The following is a 15,978-nucleotide window of genomic DNA, read 5'->3' as shown; positions in this document are numbered from 1 at the left end:
TCCCGTCAGCCTCGCCGGGCGATCATGATCCCGGCGAGCACGACTGCCCCGCCGATTGCCTGCATCGGGCCGATCGCTTCGTTGAGAAGTATCCAGGCTAGAATTGCCGCGACGACGGGCTGCAGCAGCAGCGTCAGCGAGGAGAAGGCGGCTGGCAGATACGCGAGCGCATAAGTGATCGCCACTTGCCCGCCTGCATGGCTGACGAAGGCGAGGCCGAAAACCATCGCCCAGCCGTAAACCGTGGCTGGCCAGATCTGATCCTCGAAGGCGAAAGCCAGCGGAAATACGAAAACCGCCGCAGACGCCGTACTCCAGAGCATGATGCGGAGGGTATCGAACCGGCTTCTGAGCCTGCCGATCGCAAGGATGTATCCGGCATAGAACAACGCCGCGACGATCGCGATGCCATCGCCCAGCAGATCCCCGTTCCCAAAGGTCGAAGGCCCGCCCTTCAGGATGATGACGCCGGCCAATGCCAGTGCAAGGCCAAGAACGAAGAGCCGCGTCACCGCCGCTTGGAAGAACAGGAAGCCGATGACCGTGACGAAGACGGGCGCAAGATTCGCCAGCAGCGTCGCATTGGCAACCGATGTCATCGTGATCGAAAGATGCCATGCAGCAAGATCCAGGGCGAGGATCACACCTGGCAGGACCAGAAGCGCATAGTCCGAAAGCTTTTCCGGCTTTGAACCGGCATCCTTGCCCTTAATCAGCGAAAAGATGAAGAGCGGTATCATGGCGAGCGCGACGCGCCAGAACGCCGTCGCCATCGGTCCGACTTCCGACAGCCGCACGAAGATCGGCGAGCCGCCGATCGCCGCCCCGCCAAGGATCAGTGCCGCGAGGGCAAGGCGATTGGAAGGTGCGGTTTCGACGGTTGCGGAAGCGGCCTGCGACATGATCTCGATGCTTTCTGCGCCGCGAGCAGTGAAAGCGGCGATCGCGAGCGAATTACCAGATGAAGGCCACCGACGATAGCGCAGGAACGACAAAGGCAGGCAAAAGTATTCGACAGTCAGCGGCCTCAGCCAAAAATTTCGGTAGCGAATTCCGGATTGCCGCGGATCGTATTGCTTACGGTGCAGATTTCCTCCGCCGTATGCGCGATCTTCTGCCGCGTCCTCTCGTCGATGTCGCCCTTGATGGCGAAGACGATATTGAACCTCTCAACGCGCGAGGGCCCCTCCGTCGCCTTCTCGCCGGTGACGTCAGCAGTCAATTCAGTAATTCTGTCGAGGACGCCCATCTGGCTTGCGGCAATGCGCGCGCTCAACACCAGGCAGGCCGACAGCGAGGAATAAAGCAGGTCCAGCGGATTGAAACCCGGCTGCGACGGGCTGGTGACGATGTCGAGCTCACCCTTCGTCACCGAGGTGACATGCGCAAAGCCGGCGCGCCCGAGAACGGCGGTGGCGCCTGTGGGTCTTGGTCTTGCCTTGAGGTCGGCCATGCCGGACACTCCGTTGATATACTTCTCAAGTAATGGGTTTGCCGGTCGCCCGCAATTCGCACTTTTCCGCAAATCCGCAGACGCGCGGATATGAATCCTGTATCAGGCGAGCCATGAAGAAGAAACAGATCTCGATCATCGGCGGCGGACCGGCGGGCTTGATGGCGGCCGAGGTACTCTCGGCAGCCGGGCACGCCGTCACCATCTACGAAGCGATGCCCACGGTGGCGCGCAAATTCCTGCTCGCCGGAAAGTCCGGCCTCAATATCACCCATTCGGAAGATTATGTGCGCTTCGTTGCCCGCTTCGGCAAAGCGTCCGACCAGCTGCGCGCCGCCTTGGACGGCTTCAAGCCCGACGATGTCCGGGCCTGGGCGGAAGGGCTTGGCACAGAGACCTTCACTGGCTCCTCCGGCCGGGTCTTCCCGAAAGTCATGAAGGCCTCACCGCTGTTGCGCGCCTGGATCGCGCGTCTGGAAGCCCACGGCGTTTCGATCCTGACACGCCACCGCTGGACCGGCTTCGAGGACGGCGGCTACGCGTTCGAAACGCCGCAAGGCCATCGCGTCATCCACCCTGATGCCGCCTTGCTGGCACTTGGCGGCGCCAGTTGGCCGCGCCTCGGCTCGAATGCCGCCTGGGTACCGTGGCTCCACGAAAAGGGCGTGAGCATCGCGCCGTTCCGCCCCGCCAATTGTGGCTTCGACGTCGATTGGAGCGAGACTTTTCGCGACCGTTTCGCGGGCAAGCCGCTCAAATCCGTCACCGCCACCTCGCCCGCCGGCACCTTCCCCGGCGAATTCGTCATCACCCGCCATGGCATCGAGGGCAGTCTTGTCTACGCCCATTCCGCAGCACTGCGCGACGCGCTCGAAACCGGCAACCCCGCATCCCTGCTTGTCGACCTCGCACCTGGCCGAAGCGCCGAGCGCCTTTCAAAGGACCTCGCCCGCCAGGACAGGAAAGGCAGCTTCTCCAACCGCCTCCGCAAAGGCGCCGGCCTCGATGGCGTCAAAACCGGCCTGCTGCGCGAACTCGCAAAGGAAACCGACCTTCAGGACCCATCGAAGCTCGCAAGCCATGTCAAATCCCTGCCGATCCCTCTCACCCGCCCCCGCCCCATCACTGAGGCCATATCCTCCGCCGGCGGCATCGAATGGAGCGCGCTTGACGATGGCTATATGCTAAGTGCCATTCCTGGCCTTTTCGCCGCCGGAGAAATGCTCGACTGGGAAGCCCCGACCGGCGGATATTTGCTGACGGCGTGCGTGGCGACGGGGAATGCTGCGGGGGTGGGGATCGGCAAGTGGCTGGGGTTTGGTGGTCGCCCTGCGATACCACAATAAAACCTCTGCGGTAGGGCGGATGCCGGGCTGCGAGGGAGAGGTTCAACACAGAGAATGTCTACGCTCGATTGGCGATGAGGTCATCGACGACCGCAAGATCGGCAAGCGTGGACGGATCTCCGAGCGCGCCGGCCGGACGTCAAGCTCCGATGCAGCTCCTAGAATATCCTCACTCAGCGCGATCGAACCGATTGCCGCCTCACAATCTGTGGTTCCCTATCCTTGCGATCTACCAACTCACTAAGGTGACCTTTCTCGAAAGTCGCTGCCAATCGCGCGGGTTTAGCTTCCACAACTCATCGTCATACAACGCTTTCTCGGCAGAGCGACCTAGGCCATACATTGTATTCGCCAAGGCCGCATAGCCCCAAGCCTGGTCGGAGCGCTCCGAGAACGACGGATCAGACACGATCGATTTCGAGAAAGAAGATCCTGCGCAGCGGCAGTTCGACATTATGAGCGTCCGCAAGACGCGGATGGCTCCTGTTGACACGCTACGTACCGAATGCCGACGATATTCGGTGCAAAATACCGATATTCCGCTCCAGTCGGCGCATTCTGCGGCACCCTTTTGCGATACTGCCAGCAATCATTGACGCCGAGGCCCCATGTCCCCTTTAATCCACCACATCAGCAGCGATGAAACTCTACCCAAGTCAGCAGACGTCGTGATAATCGGCGGCGGGATTGTCGGCGCCAGCGCGGCCTATTTCCTGGCACGACGCGGTCTGTCGGTGGCGCTTATCGAAAAGGGGTATGTCGGCTGCGAACAGTCGAGCCGGAACTGGGGCTGGTGCCGTCGGCAGAACCGGGATGAACGTGAGTTGCCGCTTGCCAATCTGGCGCTACGGCTGTGGGAAGAGCTCACCAAAGAGATCGGGCATGACCTCGGATTTCGTCGTTGCGGGCTCATCTATGCGACCGCCGATCAAAAGCAGCTCGCCGAATGGGACAAATGGCGCGAGGTTGGCCGACGGTTCGACGTCAATACGCGGTTGCTTACGGCCGACGAGGCCACTGCCGCCGTTCCGGCGGCAGGCGGCCGCAAATGGCTGGGCGGTGTCCATGCAGCAGAAGATGGCAAGGCCGAGCCCGCGCTCGCCGCTCCTCGGATCGCCGAGGGTGCGCGCCTGCATGGCGCGACCATTCATCAGAACTGCGCGGCACGTGGCCTGGATATCACCAATGGGCAAGTGAGCGGCGTCGTCACCGAGAACGGCCTTATCCGAACCACCGCGGTCCTATGTGCCGCCGGTGCCTGGGCATCTGCTTTCCTGCGCATGCATGCGGTTTCGCTGCCGCAGGCCAGCGTCCGTCAGACCGCCTTGCGGACCGGTCCTGCACCGGATTTTGGCGGGGCAGTCTATACTTCCGACTTTGCCATGACGCGCCGGCTCGATGGCAGCTACACGATCGCGGTCAGCGGCAAGGCGACCCTCGAGATCACGCCGCAGGGGATCCGCTATGTCCGCCCGTTTTTGCCGATGTTCATGAAACGGCTGAAGGCCGTCGAGATCGGCATAGGCCGCTCGTTCTTCGAGGGCCCGGACTCACTCCGTCGCTGGTATCTCGACAGGCCGACCCCCTTTGAGCGCATCCGCGTCCTCGATCCCGCTCCGGACAAGCGGATGCTGGCAACCATCATGACGCGGGTAAAGGCCCTGTTCCCCACCGTTGCCGATGCCGGCGTCGTGTCCTCCTGGGGCGGGTATATCGACTCCACACCGGACGCAGTACCCGTGGTTTCCCCGGTGGACAGCATTGGCGGAGTATTCGTCGCCGCAGGCTGTTCTGGACACGGCTTCGGCGCTGGCCCAGGCATTGGCCATCTGGCGGCGGATCTGGTCGCGGGCGACGCGGCAAGCATCGATCCGACTCCGTTCCGCCTGTCGCGCTTCACGGACAGATCGAAAATTGAAGTTGGCGACTTCTAATGCGATTTAGCCGCGTACCGACAGCAACGCGCGCTGAGCCGGCCTGGCCGCATATCTACAAGCTCAAGCGCGATCTAGACCGTTTTGCGACCCTCTGGCCGACGCGGTCGCACAGGTGCATCGAAGGGACTTCGCACTGCAGGACCTGACGGTCGCGGATCCGTGCGGCCAGGCGATCAGAAGATGGGCGCGATGATCCGCGATCTTCGTGGCAACTATGAGCGGTCGTTCTGGCAAATCACGGCTTGGTATTGCAGCCCAAGACCTAGTGCGCCGTCTAGTAGCCGAGGAACTGGAAGAAACTCCTAAACTTCTGCAGGAGGGCCGCTAAGAAGGTTCGCACTCGGGACCAGGTTGATGAACTGGTCCAAGCATCCAGTTTCGCCAGCTCAATTCCCGGCAATGAGATGGAAAATCATATGTCAATTTAAACTACGAGCGCTTCCGCCAGAAAGCTGGCTTTCATCCATACGGTTTCCGGCCTTGTTTCCGAGTTTGAGGGCCTCGCCAAAGAACATTTGCCCGACTGGAAGCCGTTCGCGATCCTCGACGAGAGCCTCTTGAGAAATACCATTGAGCGCGGATCGCTATCCGATCTGACGAAACGAAGGCTCGCTACCTACGTATGGTCGGCAGTCGACGCCGGGGCAGATGCGATTGTCGTCACATGCTCGACTCTCGGACCGGCAGTCGATGCCATTGCGCCCCTTTGCCCCGTGCCACTGTTCCGTATTGATGAAGGCATGGCCAAAGCCGCTGTCGAGCATGGAAAACGCATAGGCGTGCTAGCGACCCTATCCACAACGCTGATGCCAACAGTGGAGCTCCTGAAGCGCCAGGCATGCGAGGCGGGCAAGGATGTAGCGATTGTCGACGTGCTTGTTCAGGGGGCGTTTCAACTCCTCGCCGGCGGGGACGTCGAAGCCCATGACGCGCAAATCCGCCAAGCTCTCGAAGAGCTGTCGCAGCAGGCCGATGTGGTCGTTTTGGCGCAGGCCTCGATGGCCCGTGCCGTGCGGGCCACGGGCCACAGTCTTTCAGTTCTGACAAGCCCCGTACTTGGGGTTGAGAACGTGAAACGGCGTTTAGAGCAGCGATAAGACGACGGAGAGGATGCAAATGCCAATTCGAGTCTTGCCGCACTATTGTTGGGCCCACGCAATCTCCGCCTGTCGACCTCACTGCAGCTAGGCCAAACCCCTTCAATAGCCGGCCGCCTCTTGACCTGCATCAGACGGCTCTAGCAGCGCCCCGCGCGACGGCTCCACGTCACCCTCGTGTAACGCAGCGGCGTCGTCCGCTTTCAACAGCCACAACCTCGAGGGTGCTGAGGATGCAAAAAATGTTGGCAGTAATTCCTGCGGTGACCTGCAGCATCCGCTTCAGCGATTTCGCGCTCAACACCGAGGGCTGACGCTACGACGTGTTGCGCCGCTACGAGTTGTGAGCCAAAGAGCGCTTCCACTCAGCCATTCTGCCGGTTGGCGATCAGGTCGTCCACCACGGCGGGATCGGCCAGCGTCGAAGTGTCGCCAAGCGCGCCGAAGTCGTCTTCGGCGATCTTGCGCAGGATGCGGCGCATGATCTTGCCGGAGCGGGTTTTCGGCAGGCCGGGAGCGAACTGGATCTTGTCGGGAGCGGCAATGGCGCCGATTTCCTTGCGGACATGGGTGACGAGTTCCTTGCGCAGCGCGTCAGAACCTGCTTCGCCCGCCATCAGCGTTACATAGCAATAGATGCCCTGACCCTTAATGTCGTGCGGATAGCCGACGACAGCCGCTTCCGCGACCAGATCATGGCTGACCAGTGCGGATTCGACTTCCGCCGTGCCCATGCGGTGACCGGAGACGTTCAAGACGTCATCGACGCGGCCGGTGATCCAGTAGTAGCCGTCTTCGTCGCGGCGGCAGCCGTCACCGGTGAAATACTTGCCCTTGTAGGTGGCGAAATAGGTCTGGATGAAGCGTTCATGGTCGCCATAGACCGTGCGCATCTGCCCCGGCCAGCTGTCGGTGATGCAGAGATTGCCATCTGCGGCGCCCTCGATAACATTGCCCTCATTGTCGACCAGCTGCGGCTGGACGCCGAAGAAAGGCCGGGTGGCGGAGCCCGGCTTCAACGCTGTGGCACCAGGCAGCGGCGTGATCAGGATGCCGCCGGTTTCCGTCTGCCACCAGGTATCGACGATCGGGCAACGGCCATCGCCGACGATATGATAGTACCATTCCCAGGCTTCCGGATTGATCGGCTCGCCGACGGAGCCCAGCGTGCGCAGCGACTTGCGCGACGCACGCGTCACGAACTCGTCGCCATGACCCATCAGCGCGCGGATCGCCGTTGGGGCAGTGTAGAAAATGTTGACCTTGTGCTTGTCGACGACGTCCCAGAGACGTCCGGCATCCGGATAGGTCGGCACGCCTTCGAACATCAGCGTCGTCGCGCCATTGGCGAGCGGACCATAGACAATGTAGGAATGGCCGGTGACCCAGCCAACATCGGCTGTGCACCAGTAGATGTCGCCATCGTGATAGTCGAAGACGTATTGATGGGTCATCGAGGCATAGACGAGGTATCCGCCCGTCGTATGCAGCACGCCTTTCGGCTTGCCGGTCGAGCCGGACGTGTAGAGGATGAACAGCGGATCTTCCGCCTTCATCTTTGCCGGCGGACAATCGGCTTTCACCGCGGCGACGGCTTGACTGTACCAGATGTCACGCTCGGCAAACCAGCTGATCTTGCCGCCGGTGCGGCGGACGACCACGACCGATTTGACCTCGACGCCGCCGCGCTTGGCAATCTCGATCGCCTGGTCGGTGTTGGCTTTCAGCGGGATCGGCTTGCCGCCACGCAGGCCCTCGTCGGCGGTAATGACGAAAGTTGATTCACAATCGATGATGCGACCCGCCAGCGCATCGGGCGAAAAGCCGCCGAAGACGATGGAATGCACGGCACCGATACGGGCACAGGCAAGCATCGCATAGGACGCTTCCGGGATCATCGGCATGTAGATGGTGACGCGGTCGCCTTTTTTGACGCCGTTTGCCTTCAGCACATTGGCAAGCCGGCAGACATGCTCATAAAGCTCGCGATAGGTGATCTTCTTGTCGTTACAGGGATTGTCGCCTTCCCAGATGATCGCCACCTGGTCACCGCGCTTTTCCAGATGCCGGTCGATACAATTGGTGGAGACATTGGTGATGCCGTCCTCGAACCATTTGATCGAAACCTTGCCGTCGAAGGATGTGTTCTTGACCTTGGTATAGGGCCGGAACCAGTCGATCCGCTTGCCATGTTCGGCCCAGAACTTAACCGGGTCTGCAATACTCTCCGCATACCATCTGAGATAGGTCTCGTTGTCGACAAGCGTACGGTTCCTGTTAGCGCGCGACGCAACGTAGATTTTCTCTTTCATACTTCCCTCATGTCAGATGATTGCCATTTCTGGGGAACGGGCAAGTTTGTGGCATTTAGCGAGTTGCCCAAATATCCTCGGCACTCACGTCGCGAGCGCCCTCCTAACCACGCGAAACGGGTTACCGTAGCGGCTCGGCAGACTGGTCAGGTCTGGGGCGCGAATAAGCGGTTCGTGGGGTGATAGCCGGATAGCTCTTGAGCAACGGCGAAGATGCCGCTTAGAAATAGCCAAGGATGGACTTGACCTCAAGATACTCCAACATGCCTTCGATGCCGTATTCGCGACCGTTTCCAGATTGCTTGAAGCCGCCAAATGGCGCATGTGGATCCCAGGCCGGGTAGTTGAGGTGCACTTGACCGGCGCGGATCTGCGACGCGACATCCTTGACGATGTTCATATCTTTGCCCTGCACATGCGCCCCCAGGCCGTAAACGGTATCATTGGCGGTGGTGACGGCCTCCTCCACTGTGTCGTAGGGGATGAGGCACAGAACCGGCCCGAAGATCTCCTCTTGGGCTATGCGCATGCCCGTACGCACCTCGGAGAAAATCGTCGGCCTAACGTAGAGACCGACATTCCGACCGCCCGGACGGCCCTCTCCGCCGGCAATGAGCTTTGCGCCTTCCGAAATGCCGACCCTGATCATGGATTGAATACGGTCGAACTGGGCTCGGTTGGCGATCACGCCATGGGTGGTGGTCTCCGAGCGAGGATCACCGACGACGATTTGATCTACACTCCTCTTGGCAAGGGACTCGATCTCGGACAACAGCGCGCGCGGCACGATCATACGCGTCGGCGCGCTGCATGACTGGCCGAGATTGCGAAACGCGGCGACTACGCCCAAAGAAACGGCGCGATCGAGGTCGGCGTCCGGCAGGATCACGTTCGGTGACTTGCCGCCGAGCTCCTGCGCGACCCGCTTGACAGTCGGCGCGGCTGCCTCGGCCACCGCGATGCCGGCTCGGGTAGAGCCGGTAATGGAAATCATGTCGATATCTTGATGGGAGGCCAGACCTGCGCCGACGCATGGGCCGTTGCCCTGGATAAGGTTGAAAACCCCGGCCGGGAATCCAGCCTCCTCGATCGCCTCGGCGAACAAAAGGGCGTTTAGAGGAGAAAGTTCGCTTGGCTTCAGCACGACCGTGCAGCCTGCTGCGAGCGCCGGCGCAACTTTGGCCGTGATCTGGTAGAGTGGCCAGTTCCACGGAGTGATCACGGCGCAGACACCGATCGGTTCGTGGGTGACGGCGGTGTGGCCGCGCTGCTTGACGAAGGGGAAGGCTTCCAAGACATCGCGAGCGACCTCCACATGGGCCATCGCTAGGGGCACCTGCGCGGTGCGCGCGTATCCGATCGCCGCGCCTATCTCGAGGGTGATGCATTGTGCAAGCAGTTCGCTGCGCGCTTCAAGCATTGCCTGCAGGCGATCAAGCAGACCCGCGCGGTATTCCGGCTTGGTACGGCTCCAGGTGGCAAACGCCCGACGGGCCGCTGAAACGGCCGCGTCCACGTCCTCGCTGTTTCCGAGCCGAAACTGGGCCACAACCTGTTCCGTGGCCGGATTCACCACAACGCCCTTGGCAGTGCCCCTCGGCTCAAGCCATTTGCCGTCGATGAAGAACTTCTCCAGGTGGCCATTTCGGGACAGGTGTTCGAGGGGTGCGATCATCTTACTAGGTCCTTCATGCGATAATAGGCACCGAGGATCGGCAGGAACCAGGGACGCCCGAAATATCCAGGGATCGCTGGCCAGTCGAAATCTCTCCAGGGGTTGAGGTCGGGACGCCCGTCCATGACGTCGGCCATGATACTGCCCATCAGCGTCGACATATGAGTGCCGTGGCCGCTATAGCCCATGGAGTAGAAGATCCCGTCGCGCTCTCCGGCGCGGGGCAGGCGGTCGCGGGTCATATCGACCATGCCGCCCCAGCAGTAGTCGATCCGGGCGCCGGCCAGTTCCGGATAAACGTCGACCATCGCCGCTTTCAGGATCCGGCCGCTTTTTTCGTCGGATTGTGGATTGGACGCGGCAAAGCGTGCCCGCCCGCCGAACAACATGCGGTTGTCCGGTGTCAGCCGCCAGTAGACAACAAGGTTGCGCGTGTCGACGACATTGCGACGGGCCGGCATCAGGCGCTCAAGCTCCGAGGGCGACAGCGGTTCCGTCACGATCAGGAAGGCGCCGACCGGAACGATGCGGCGACGGATCCATCCGAGTGGCCCAACCTGGGAAATGCCGCTGGCCAGCAGGACTTGCCGCGCAACGATCTTGCCTCTGGGGGTACTTAGCTCATGCCCGGCGGGAACCTTGCGCATGGCCAGGACGGGCGCGCGTTCATAGATCTCGGCGCCTCGCCGCGCGGCTGCGGTCGCCAGGCCCCGGACGAAGCGGCCGACATGCATGCTGGCGCTCTTGGGAAAGAGCAGCCCGCCGTGGTAACGGTCGGTTCCGACCTCGCTACGCAGGTCAGTTCGGGGGATCATCCTCGTGTCGGGATCGACATTGGCTGCCAAGAGTTCCTGGGTGCGGGTCAGCATGTCGTAGTGCTGGGGTTTGGCGGCAAGCTTGAGCTTGCCGACCCGGGAGAAGCTGCAGTCGATTTTCTCCTCCCCAACGATCCGCTCAACCATATCGACGCCGGTGTCGAAAGCCTTGTAAAGCGCGTTTGCGGCGTCCGTGCCGTACTTTCTGGCCATGACCGCGTAGTTCTGGGCAAAACCGTTGTTGCACATACCTCCGTTGCGTCCGGATGCGGCGTTGCCGATTGTTTCGGCCTCCAGCAGGGCGACCCGGGCGCCCTTCTTGGCAAGCGCCAGTGCGGCGGAAGATCCGGTCAGACCGCCTCCCACCACGGCCACGTCGTACTGGCCTTCAAGAGGTTTGGACGATCCATCATTGAACGGCTGAGACGTATCCAGCCAGTAAGAGGTAAACTTCATTTTGCACCACCACCGCGTTAATTTGCATGGGCGCCATGCAAAGCGTAGAGATTGGAACTCCTACCAGCCGCGGATTCGCTGCCACCGCTCTTCGATGTCGGGGCTCTCACCGTTGATGACGTTGTAGAAGTCATGCTGGGCGGCCATCGCGCAGGCATGGTTGGGCAGAATCCGGATCCGCGTACCGACTGGTAGCGCGGGCATTGTCTTTTCGGAACCGGCGCGGATCGAAAGGATACCGTGTTCTTGACTGGCCTGGGAAACGACGACGTCTTTGAGGACCCGCCCCCTTTCGTCGCAGACCACGCCGTAACCCTGGTCGACGCGCTGGTTTGAGGTTCCACGGTCGCGTGAAAGCGCCATCCAACCGGCGTCGACCAGCACCCATCCTTTTTCCGGCTTGGCGCCGATCACGGTGGCCAACACAGAAATCGCGATATCGTCGATGTCACAGACCCCTACCCCATGTTGAACCAGGTCGAAGAACATGTAGACCCCGGCGCGCAATTCCGTTACGCCTTCCAGATTCTCGGCGAAGTGCGCCGTCGGCGTCGAGCCAAGGCTGACGATCGGGCAGGCATGGCCGTGAGCGCGCAGAATTTCGGCGGCGCGCACAGTGGCCGACCGCTCGTTCTCAGCTGCCTTGACCAGCGCATCGGGCGTGCTCAAGCTGTAAGATTCGCCCGCATGGGCGAGGACGCCGACGAGGTTGGCGCCCGCTGCGACGACCCTGTTGGCCACCTCAAGCAGCCTGGAATCGTCCGGCTTCACTCCACCGCGATGGTCATCGCAGTCCAGTTCGATGAAAATGGACGGTGTCACGCCGGTGGCCTTGCGCACGTCGCCCAAAGCATCAGCCTGCTCCACAGTATCAAGCAGCAGCTTCAAGTCGACGCCCGTGCGGCGACAAAGCTCCATGGCGCGGATGGCTGAAGCCGGCGACATTCCAACCGCATACGTAATGTCCCGAAAGCCGTGGCTCGCGAAATATTCGGCCTCGGCGATGGTCGAGACCGTGATCGGGCCCGGCTCGCGGGGAAATACCTGTCGGGCGACGTCGATGCTCTTGGCCGTTTTCATGTGCGGGCGCAGCACCACGCCAAGCTTCTTGGCGCGCTCGGCCAGGCGCTGTACATTGCGCTCAAGCCGTCCACGGTCCACAAGCAGCGTTGGTGTGACCAGGGTGTCGATCGTTTTAGCCGTCTCTGACCCTTGCAGGTTTGCCGTCATCTTGTCCATATCCTGATTTCCTAACCGAACGACTGGTTTGCCAAGGCATACATATGGGCTGGCCCGTCCGATTGCGGTCGCTGCCCCTTGACCATAGCGATCGCAGATCCGACCTGCTTGAGGCCGAGGCCATGCAGCCAATCGCCCAATTCATCTCCAGCATAGACATCGATGCGAACGAATTGCTTATGGAGCTTCGAAAGCTGGGCCAGGATCAGGAGTCGCGCATCTTGTGCGCTCTCGGCTGCACAAGGGCCGATCACGTAGCCGCGGCCGAACTTCCTGGCGATGGCGTAGCCTGCAACCCGCCCCGCGCGTTCGATGACCACCACGTTGCCCACATCGGCGAGCTCGGCCACCATCGACTGCCGGGGCATGCCCGTGGCCCGCTGGTCAAAGGCTTGGATCGCCGTAAGGTCCAAGATAGTCGCCGGACGGATGTCGTCGCAGGTATCCTGAGTCACCGCAACAGTCAGCGGGCCTTGATGCTGGAGCACGGTGCTCCAGGCGGTAAAGCCGCGTCGCTTGTAGAGCGCAAGCCCCTCTTCGGTTGAATTGAGCAGTACGTTGCGACCGTCCGTCGCTTCAAGCAACCCATTGAAGAGCCGTGAGCCGTAACCTCCGCCCTGTGCGGAGGCGGTGACGATGATCATCCCAGCGGTGGCATAGGCCTGTCCGTAGTTCCACCACATGGCGGTGCCGATCACCTCCCCTGCCCGCTCGATGACCAGACCCTCGCCGACCGTCGCGGCGAACTCCCAATCCTCTCGGCGATAAGGCCATCCCATCTCCTGCGATAGCCTCAGCGCGCCCTGCAAATGCCGGGTTTCGAATTTCATCAGCTCGATCCGGCGGCTGACGGTGTCGCTCTCGAGGTCTATGGCCATAGGTGAAATACTGTCTCTTGGTCAAAGGTTGAATTGATCCTAGAGTTGCGCCTGGCGAGCAGATTTCCCTGCTGTTCTACCCCTTCAATTCGGCGGAATCATTCGTTTTGAGCCGTCCCTCGGCATGACGGATGGTGCAGGTCGAACAAGACTTCCTGTCTGCCGCCTTTCCTCGCCACTATGGCGTGTTTTGCGACCGGCGCGACGGCCACGCCGTCCATAATGGATAAAATTGACCATGGTCCTCACCGAGAGGCCGGCGACAACCATATTGTCGATGATCTGCGTCTAGTCCGCGACCTCGCAAATGCGGGTATTCGAGCCCGCTCTCGATCGTAGTCGACAATTATTTAAGCATCGTCGTTGCTGACATCGCCGCTCACCAAAAGGCACTCACGTCTGAGGTTCAGTTTCGCATTAGGACTGTGCCAGTTCGGAGCTTTGGCAGATGGAGCGCGGTCACGGCAGCCTCGTCGCCCATTGGGTCCCGCTGCAGCATATAATGCCGTCGCACCGGCCGCCGCAGTAAGTTCATACGCCGCAGACACGCGAAACACCATCGACACGTTGCTGCAACCTGTTACTCTGACTGTGGCGAACATAACGGCACGATATGCTGCGCCATGGTCGTCGTCGATAAACGGAGCAGGCTGTTGAAACTCGACCGTATCGATATAAAGATTTTGCATGAACTGCAGAAGAATGGCCGCGTCACCAACGTGGAACTGGCCGAGTTGGTCAATCTTTCGCCGAGCCCATGTCTAATGCGCGTGAAGAAACTGCAGTCGGCAGGCTATATCGACGGCTACTCCGCACAGATTAACGTGAACAAGCTTGGGCAGACATTGACAGTTTTCACGGAGATCACCCTTAAAAACCACCGGCAGATCGACTTCGCCCGCTTCCTGACCTCGATCGAAAAGGTTGACCAGGTGATGGAATGCCACCTGGTGTCTGGCGGCTACGACTATCTCCTGAAATTCGTCACCGCCGGCATTAGTGAATATCAGGAAATCATGGAGCGCCTCACCGACCTGGAGATCGGCATCGATAGGTATTTCAGCTTCGTCGTCTTGAAGTCGCCCATCGTCAAGTCGCACATGCCATTGACGAGCCTGTTTCCCCTTTAAGTTCAGTATTCGCTCCTACGCTTCGCGGATTGGTCCGAATTATGGCTGGGCATTTCAAACCGCGCCACATCGCCTGAAGCCCATGATTTTTTCGAGGCAATGTCGTAATTCGTGAAGCGTGACGCTTGCTCATGCCAAGCCAATCCGCCAACTGCCTTTCAAATCTATACCGCACCGTAACCTCCGGAAAGAGGTCACGGCGCGGTCAGAATGTCGAATTTGACGGCTTGGTGCCTCTGTCGACTGCGATGATCAGTCCTTGATGGCCGCGCGCACATCCGGATCTGCCAGGGTATCGTCCAGCGTCTTGCGGGTGCGCTCAACGATAGCGTCGATATCGCCGTCGGTGCAGCAGAGTGGCGGCGCGTAGCCAAGTACGCCGTTGGCGAAGGCGCGGAGGACCAGGCCGTTTTCCCAAGCCCGGTCGAAGACGCGGCGTGCCGGATCGGCGGCCGCAGGCAGCGGGGTCTTCTTCTCCTTGTTTACCACGAGCTCCACGGCGGCGAGCATTCCGCGGCCGCGGACATCACCGACGAGCGGATGGTCCTTGAGGCTCTCAAGGCCTTTCATCAGCCTTGCGCCCGCCTTCCGGCCATTTTCGAGCAGACCATTTTCGTAAAGGTTCAGCACTTCGAGGCCGACAGCCGCGGATACGGGATGGGCCGAATAAGTAGAGCCGTGGCCGACGGCTGCAGCACCCGCCCCATCCGCGATGGTCTGATAGACGTGGTCGGCCATGAACACCGCACCCATCGGGACATAGCCGGAAGTCAGACCCTTTGCCGTGGTGATGAAGTCCGGCACGATGTCGTCCTCCTCGCACGCGAAGAGCGGGCCGGTGCGGCCGAAAGCGGTGATCACTTCGTCGGCAACGAAGAGGATGCCCAGTTCGCGGCAAAGTTCGCGCATCGCCTTCATCCATCCCTTCGGCGGCACCAGGACGCCGCCCGAACCCTGGATCGGTTCAGCATAAAAGCCGGCCACGCGCTCGGGGCCAATTTCCTCGACCTTGCGCCGCAGTGCCGCGAGCGAGGCGTTGATGATCGCCTGTGGATCATCGCCGATGGGATTGCGATATGCGTAGTGCGAGGGGATTTTATGCTGCCAGTCGAAGGGAATTCCGAAACCTGCGTGGAACAAAGGCAACGCTGTCAAGCCTGCTCCAGCGGTCGACGAGCCGTGGTAGCCTTGCTCGACCGAGATGAACTGGTCGCGCGTCGGCTCACCACGGGCGATCCAGTAATAGCGGATGAAACGGATTGTGCTGTCGACCGCATCCGATCCGCCGAGTGTGAAGTAAACATGGTTGAGATCGCCCGGAGCGCGCTCGGCCAATGCCGCGGCGAGTCGGATCGCCGGCTCCGAGCCGAGGCCGAAATAGGCGGTCGCATAGGGAAGTTCGCGCATCTGGCGGCTTGCCGCCTCGACGATCGATTCCTGGCCGTAGCCGGCATTGACGCACCAGAGGCCCGCGAAGCCGTCGACTAGTTGCTTGCCCGAGGCGTCTGTGACCGACGCGCCTTTGGCGGACGCGAGCACGCGCACGCCGAGCTTCTCGTGATTGCGATAGGAGGCGACCGGATGCACGAGATGGGCGCGGTCGAGTTCGACAAGGGAATTGCTGTACATGATACTCTCCG

General features: G+C 60.9%; 12 protein-coding genes. 4 read left to right on the top strand and 8 right to left on the bottom strand.

The features are described from left to right. Positions 1–5: 5 nt before the first annotated feature. Positions 6–902, bottom strand: a complete 897-nt coding sequence (locus tag RGR602_RS03335; protein WP_039846621.1) for a DMT family transporter — start codon at positions 900–902, stop codon at positions 6–8. A gap of 125 nt (positions 903–1,027) precedes the next feature. Continuing rightward, the gene (locus tag RGR602_RS03330; RefSeq protein ID WP_039843931.1) at positions 1,028–1,453 is read right to left on the bottom strand and encodes an OsmC family protein; all 426 of its coding nucleotides are present in this window, start codon (positions 1,451–1,453) and stop codon (positions 1,028–1,030) included. 113 nt (positions 1,454–1,566) lie between these two features. Here RGR602_RS03330 and RGR602_RS03325 point away from each other — a divergent pair, with 113 nt between their 5' ends. From RGR602_RS03325 to RGR602_RS03315, 3 genes are all read left to right on the top strand, one after another. After that, positions 1,567–2,799 (top strand): TIGR03862 family flavoprotein, encoded by a 1,233-nt coding sequence (locus RGR602_RS03325; protein WP_039846620.1) that lies wholly within the window; start codon positions 1,567–1,569, stop codon positions 2,797–2,799. A 608-nt stretch (positions 2,800–3,407) separates the two neighbouring features. Then, positions 3,408–4,733, top strand: coding sequence for an NAD(P)/FAD-dependent oxidoreductase (locus RGR602_RS03320; RefSeq protein WP_039843930.1), 1,326 nt, complete (start codon positions 3,408–3,410; stop codon positions 4,731–4,733). A 455-nt stretch (positions 4,734–5,188) separates the two neighbouring features. Continuing rightward, positions 5,189–5,833 (top strand): aspartate/glutamate racemase family protein, encoded by a 645-nt coding sequence (locus RGR602_RS03315; protein WP_039843929.1) that lies wholly within the window; start codon positions 5,189–5,191, stop codon positions 5,831–5,833. Positions 5,834–6,198: 365 nt separating this feature from the next. Here the strand turns inward: RGR602_RS03315 and acs are convergent, their stop codons facing one another. The 5 genes from acs to RGR602_RS03290 form a co-directional block, all read right to left on the bottom strand. Next, positions 6,199–8,145: an acetate--CoA ligase gene (acs, locus tag RGR602_RS03310; RefSeq protein WP_039843928.1), complete on the bottom strand. Its 1,947-nt coding sequence runs from the start codon at positions 8,143–8,145 to the stop codon at positions 6,199–6,201. A gap of 220 nt (positions 8,146–8,365) precedes the next feature. Then, positions 8,366–9,820: an aldehyde dehydrogenase family protein gene (locus RGR602_RS03305; RefSeq protein ID WP_039843927.1), complete on the bottom strand. Its 1,455-nt coding sequence runs from the start codon at positions 9,818–9,820 to the stop codon at positions 8,366–8,368. Further along, positions 9,817–11,091 (bottom strand): NAD(P)/FAD-dependent oxidoreductase, encoded by a 1,275-nt coding sequence (locus tag RGR602_RS03300; protein WP_039843926.1) that lies wholly within the window; start codon positions 11,089–11,091, stop codon positions 9,817–9,819. Before RGR602_RS03300 ends, RGR602_RS03305 begins: the two co-directional genes overlap by 4 nt. A 60-nt stretch (positions 11,092–11,151) precedes the next feature. Then, entirely contained in the window at positions 11,152–12,330 is a 1,179-nt protein-coding gene (locus RGR602_RS03295) for an alanine racemase (RefSeq protein ID WP_052451480.1), read from the bottom strand. An 11-nt stretch (positions 12,331–12,341) separates the two neighbouring features. Beyond that, the gene (locus tag RGR602_RS03290) at positions 12,342–13,208 is read right to left on the bottom strand and encodes a GNAT family N-acetyltransferase (protein ID WP_039843925.1); all 867 of its coding nucleotides are present in this window, start codon (positions 13,206–13,208) and stop codon (positions 12,342–12,344) included. A 653-nt stretch (positions 13,209–13,861) separates the two neighbouring features. On the opposite strand from RGR602_RS03290, the gene RGR602_RS03285 reads away from it, so the two are divergent. Beyond that, positions 13,862–14,338: an Lrp/AsnC family transcriptional regulator gene (locus RGR602_RS03285; RefSeq protein ID WP_039846618.1), complete on the top strand. Its 477-nt coding sequence runs from the start codon at positions 13,862–13,864 to the stop codon at positions 14,336–14,338. Between the two features lie 252 nt (positions 14,339–14,590). Here the strand turns inward: RGR602_RS03285 and RGR602_RS03280 are convergent, their stop codons facing one another. Beyond that, the gene (locus RGR602_RS03280; protein ID WP_039843924.1) at positions 14,591–15,967 is read right to left on the bottom strand and encodes an aspartate aminotransferase family protein; all 1,377 of its coding nucleotides are present in this window, start codon (positions 15,965–15,967) and stop codon (positions 14,591–14,593) included. Positions 15,968–15,978 lie beyond the last annotated feature (11 nt).

It is taken from the genome of Rhizobium gallicum bv. gallicum R602sp (assembly GCF_000816845.1).
Classification (GTDB): Bacteria; Pseudomonadota; Alphaproteobacteria; order Rhizobiales; family Rhizobiaceae; genus Rhizobium; species Rhizobium gallicum.
Note: the sequence above shows the minus strand (reverse complement) of the source record. Positions and strands in the feature narration are given on the sequence as shown.

Coding starts and splice junctions, on each gene's coding strand:
- RGR602_RS03335 (WP_039846621.1), bottom strand. CDS start 902: ATGTCGCAGGCCGCTTCCGCAACCGTCGAAACCGCACCTTCCAATCGC.
- RGR602_RS03330 (WP_039843931.1), bottom strand. CDS start 1,453: ATGGCCGACCTCAAGGCAAGACCAAGACCCACAGGCGCCACCGCCGTT.
- RGR602_RS03325 (WP_039846620.1), top strand. CDS start 1,567: ATGAAGAAGAAACAGATCTCGATCATCGGCGGCGGACCGGCGGGCTTG.
- RGR602_RS03320 (WP_039843930.1), top strand. CDS start 3,408: ATGTCCCCTTTAATCCACCACATCAGCAGCGATGAAACTCTACCCAAG.
- acs (WP_039843928.1), bottom strand. CDS start 8,145: ATGAAAGAGAAAATCTACGTTGCGTCGCGCGCTAACAGGAACCGTACG.
- RGR602_RS03305 (WP_039843927.1), bottom strand. CDS start 9,820: ATGATCGCACCCCTCGAACACCTGTCCCGAAATGGCCACCTGGAGAAG.
- RGR602_RS03300 (WP_039843926.1), bottom strand. CDS start 11,091: ATGAAGTTTACCTCTTACTGGCTGGATACGTCTCAGCCGTTCAATGAT.
- RGR602_RS03295 (WP_052451480.1), bottom strand. CDS start 12,330: ATGGACAAGATGACGGCAAACCTGCAAGGGTCAGAGACGGCTAAAACG.
- RGR602_RS03290 (WP_039843925.1), bottom strand. CDS start 13,208: ATGGCCATAGACCTCGAGAGCGACACCGTCAGCCGCCGGATCGAGCTG.
- RGR602_RS03280 (WP_039843924.1), bottom strand. CDS start 15,967: ATGTACAGCAATTCCCTTGTCGAACTCGACCGCGCCCATCTCGTGCAT.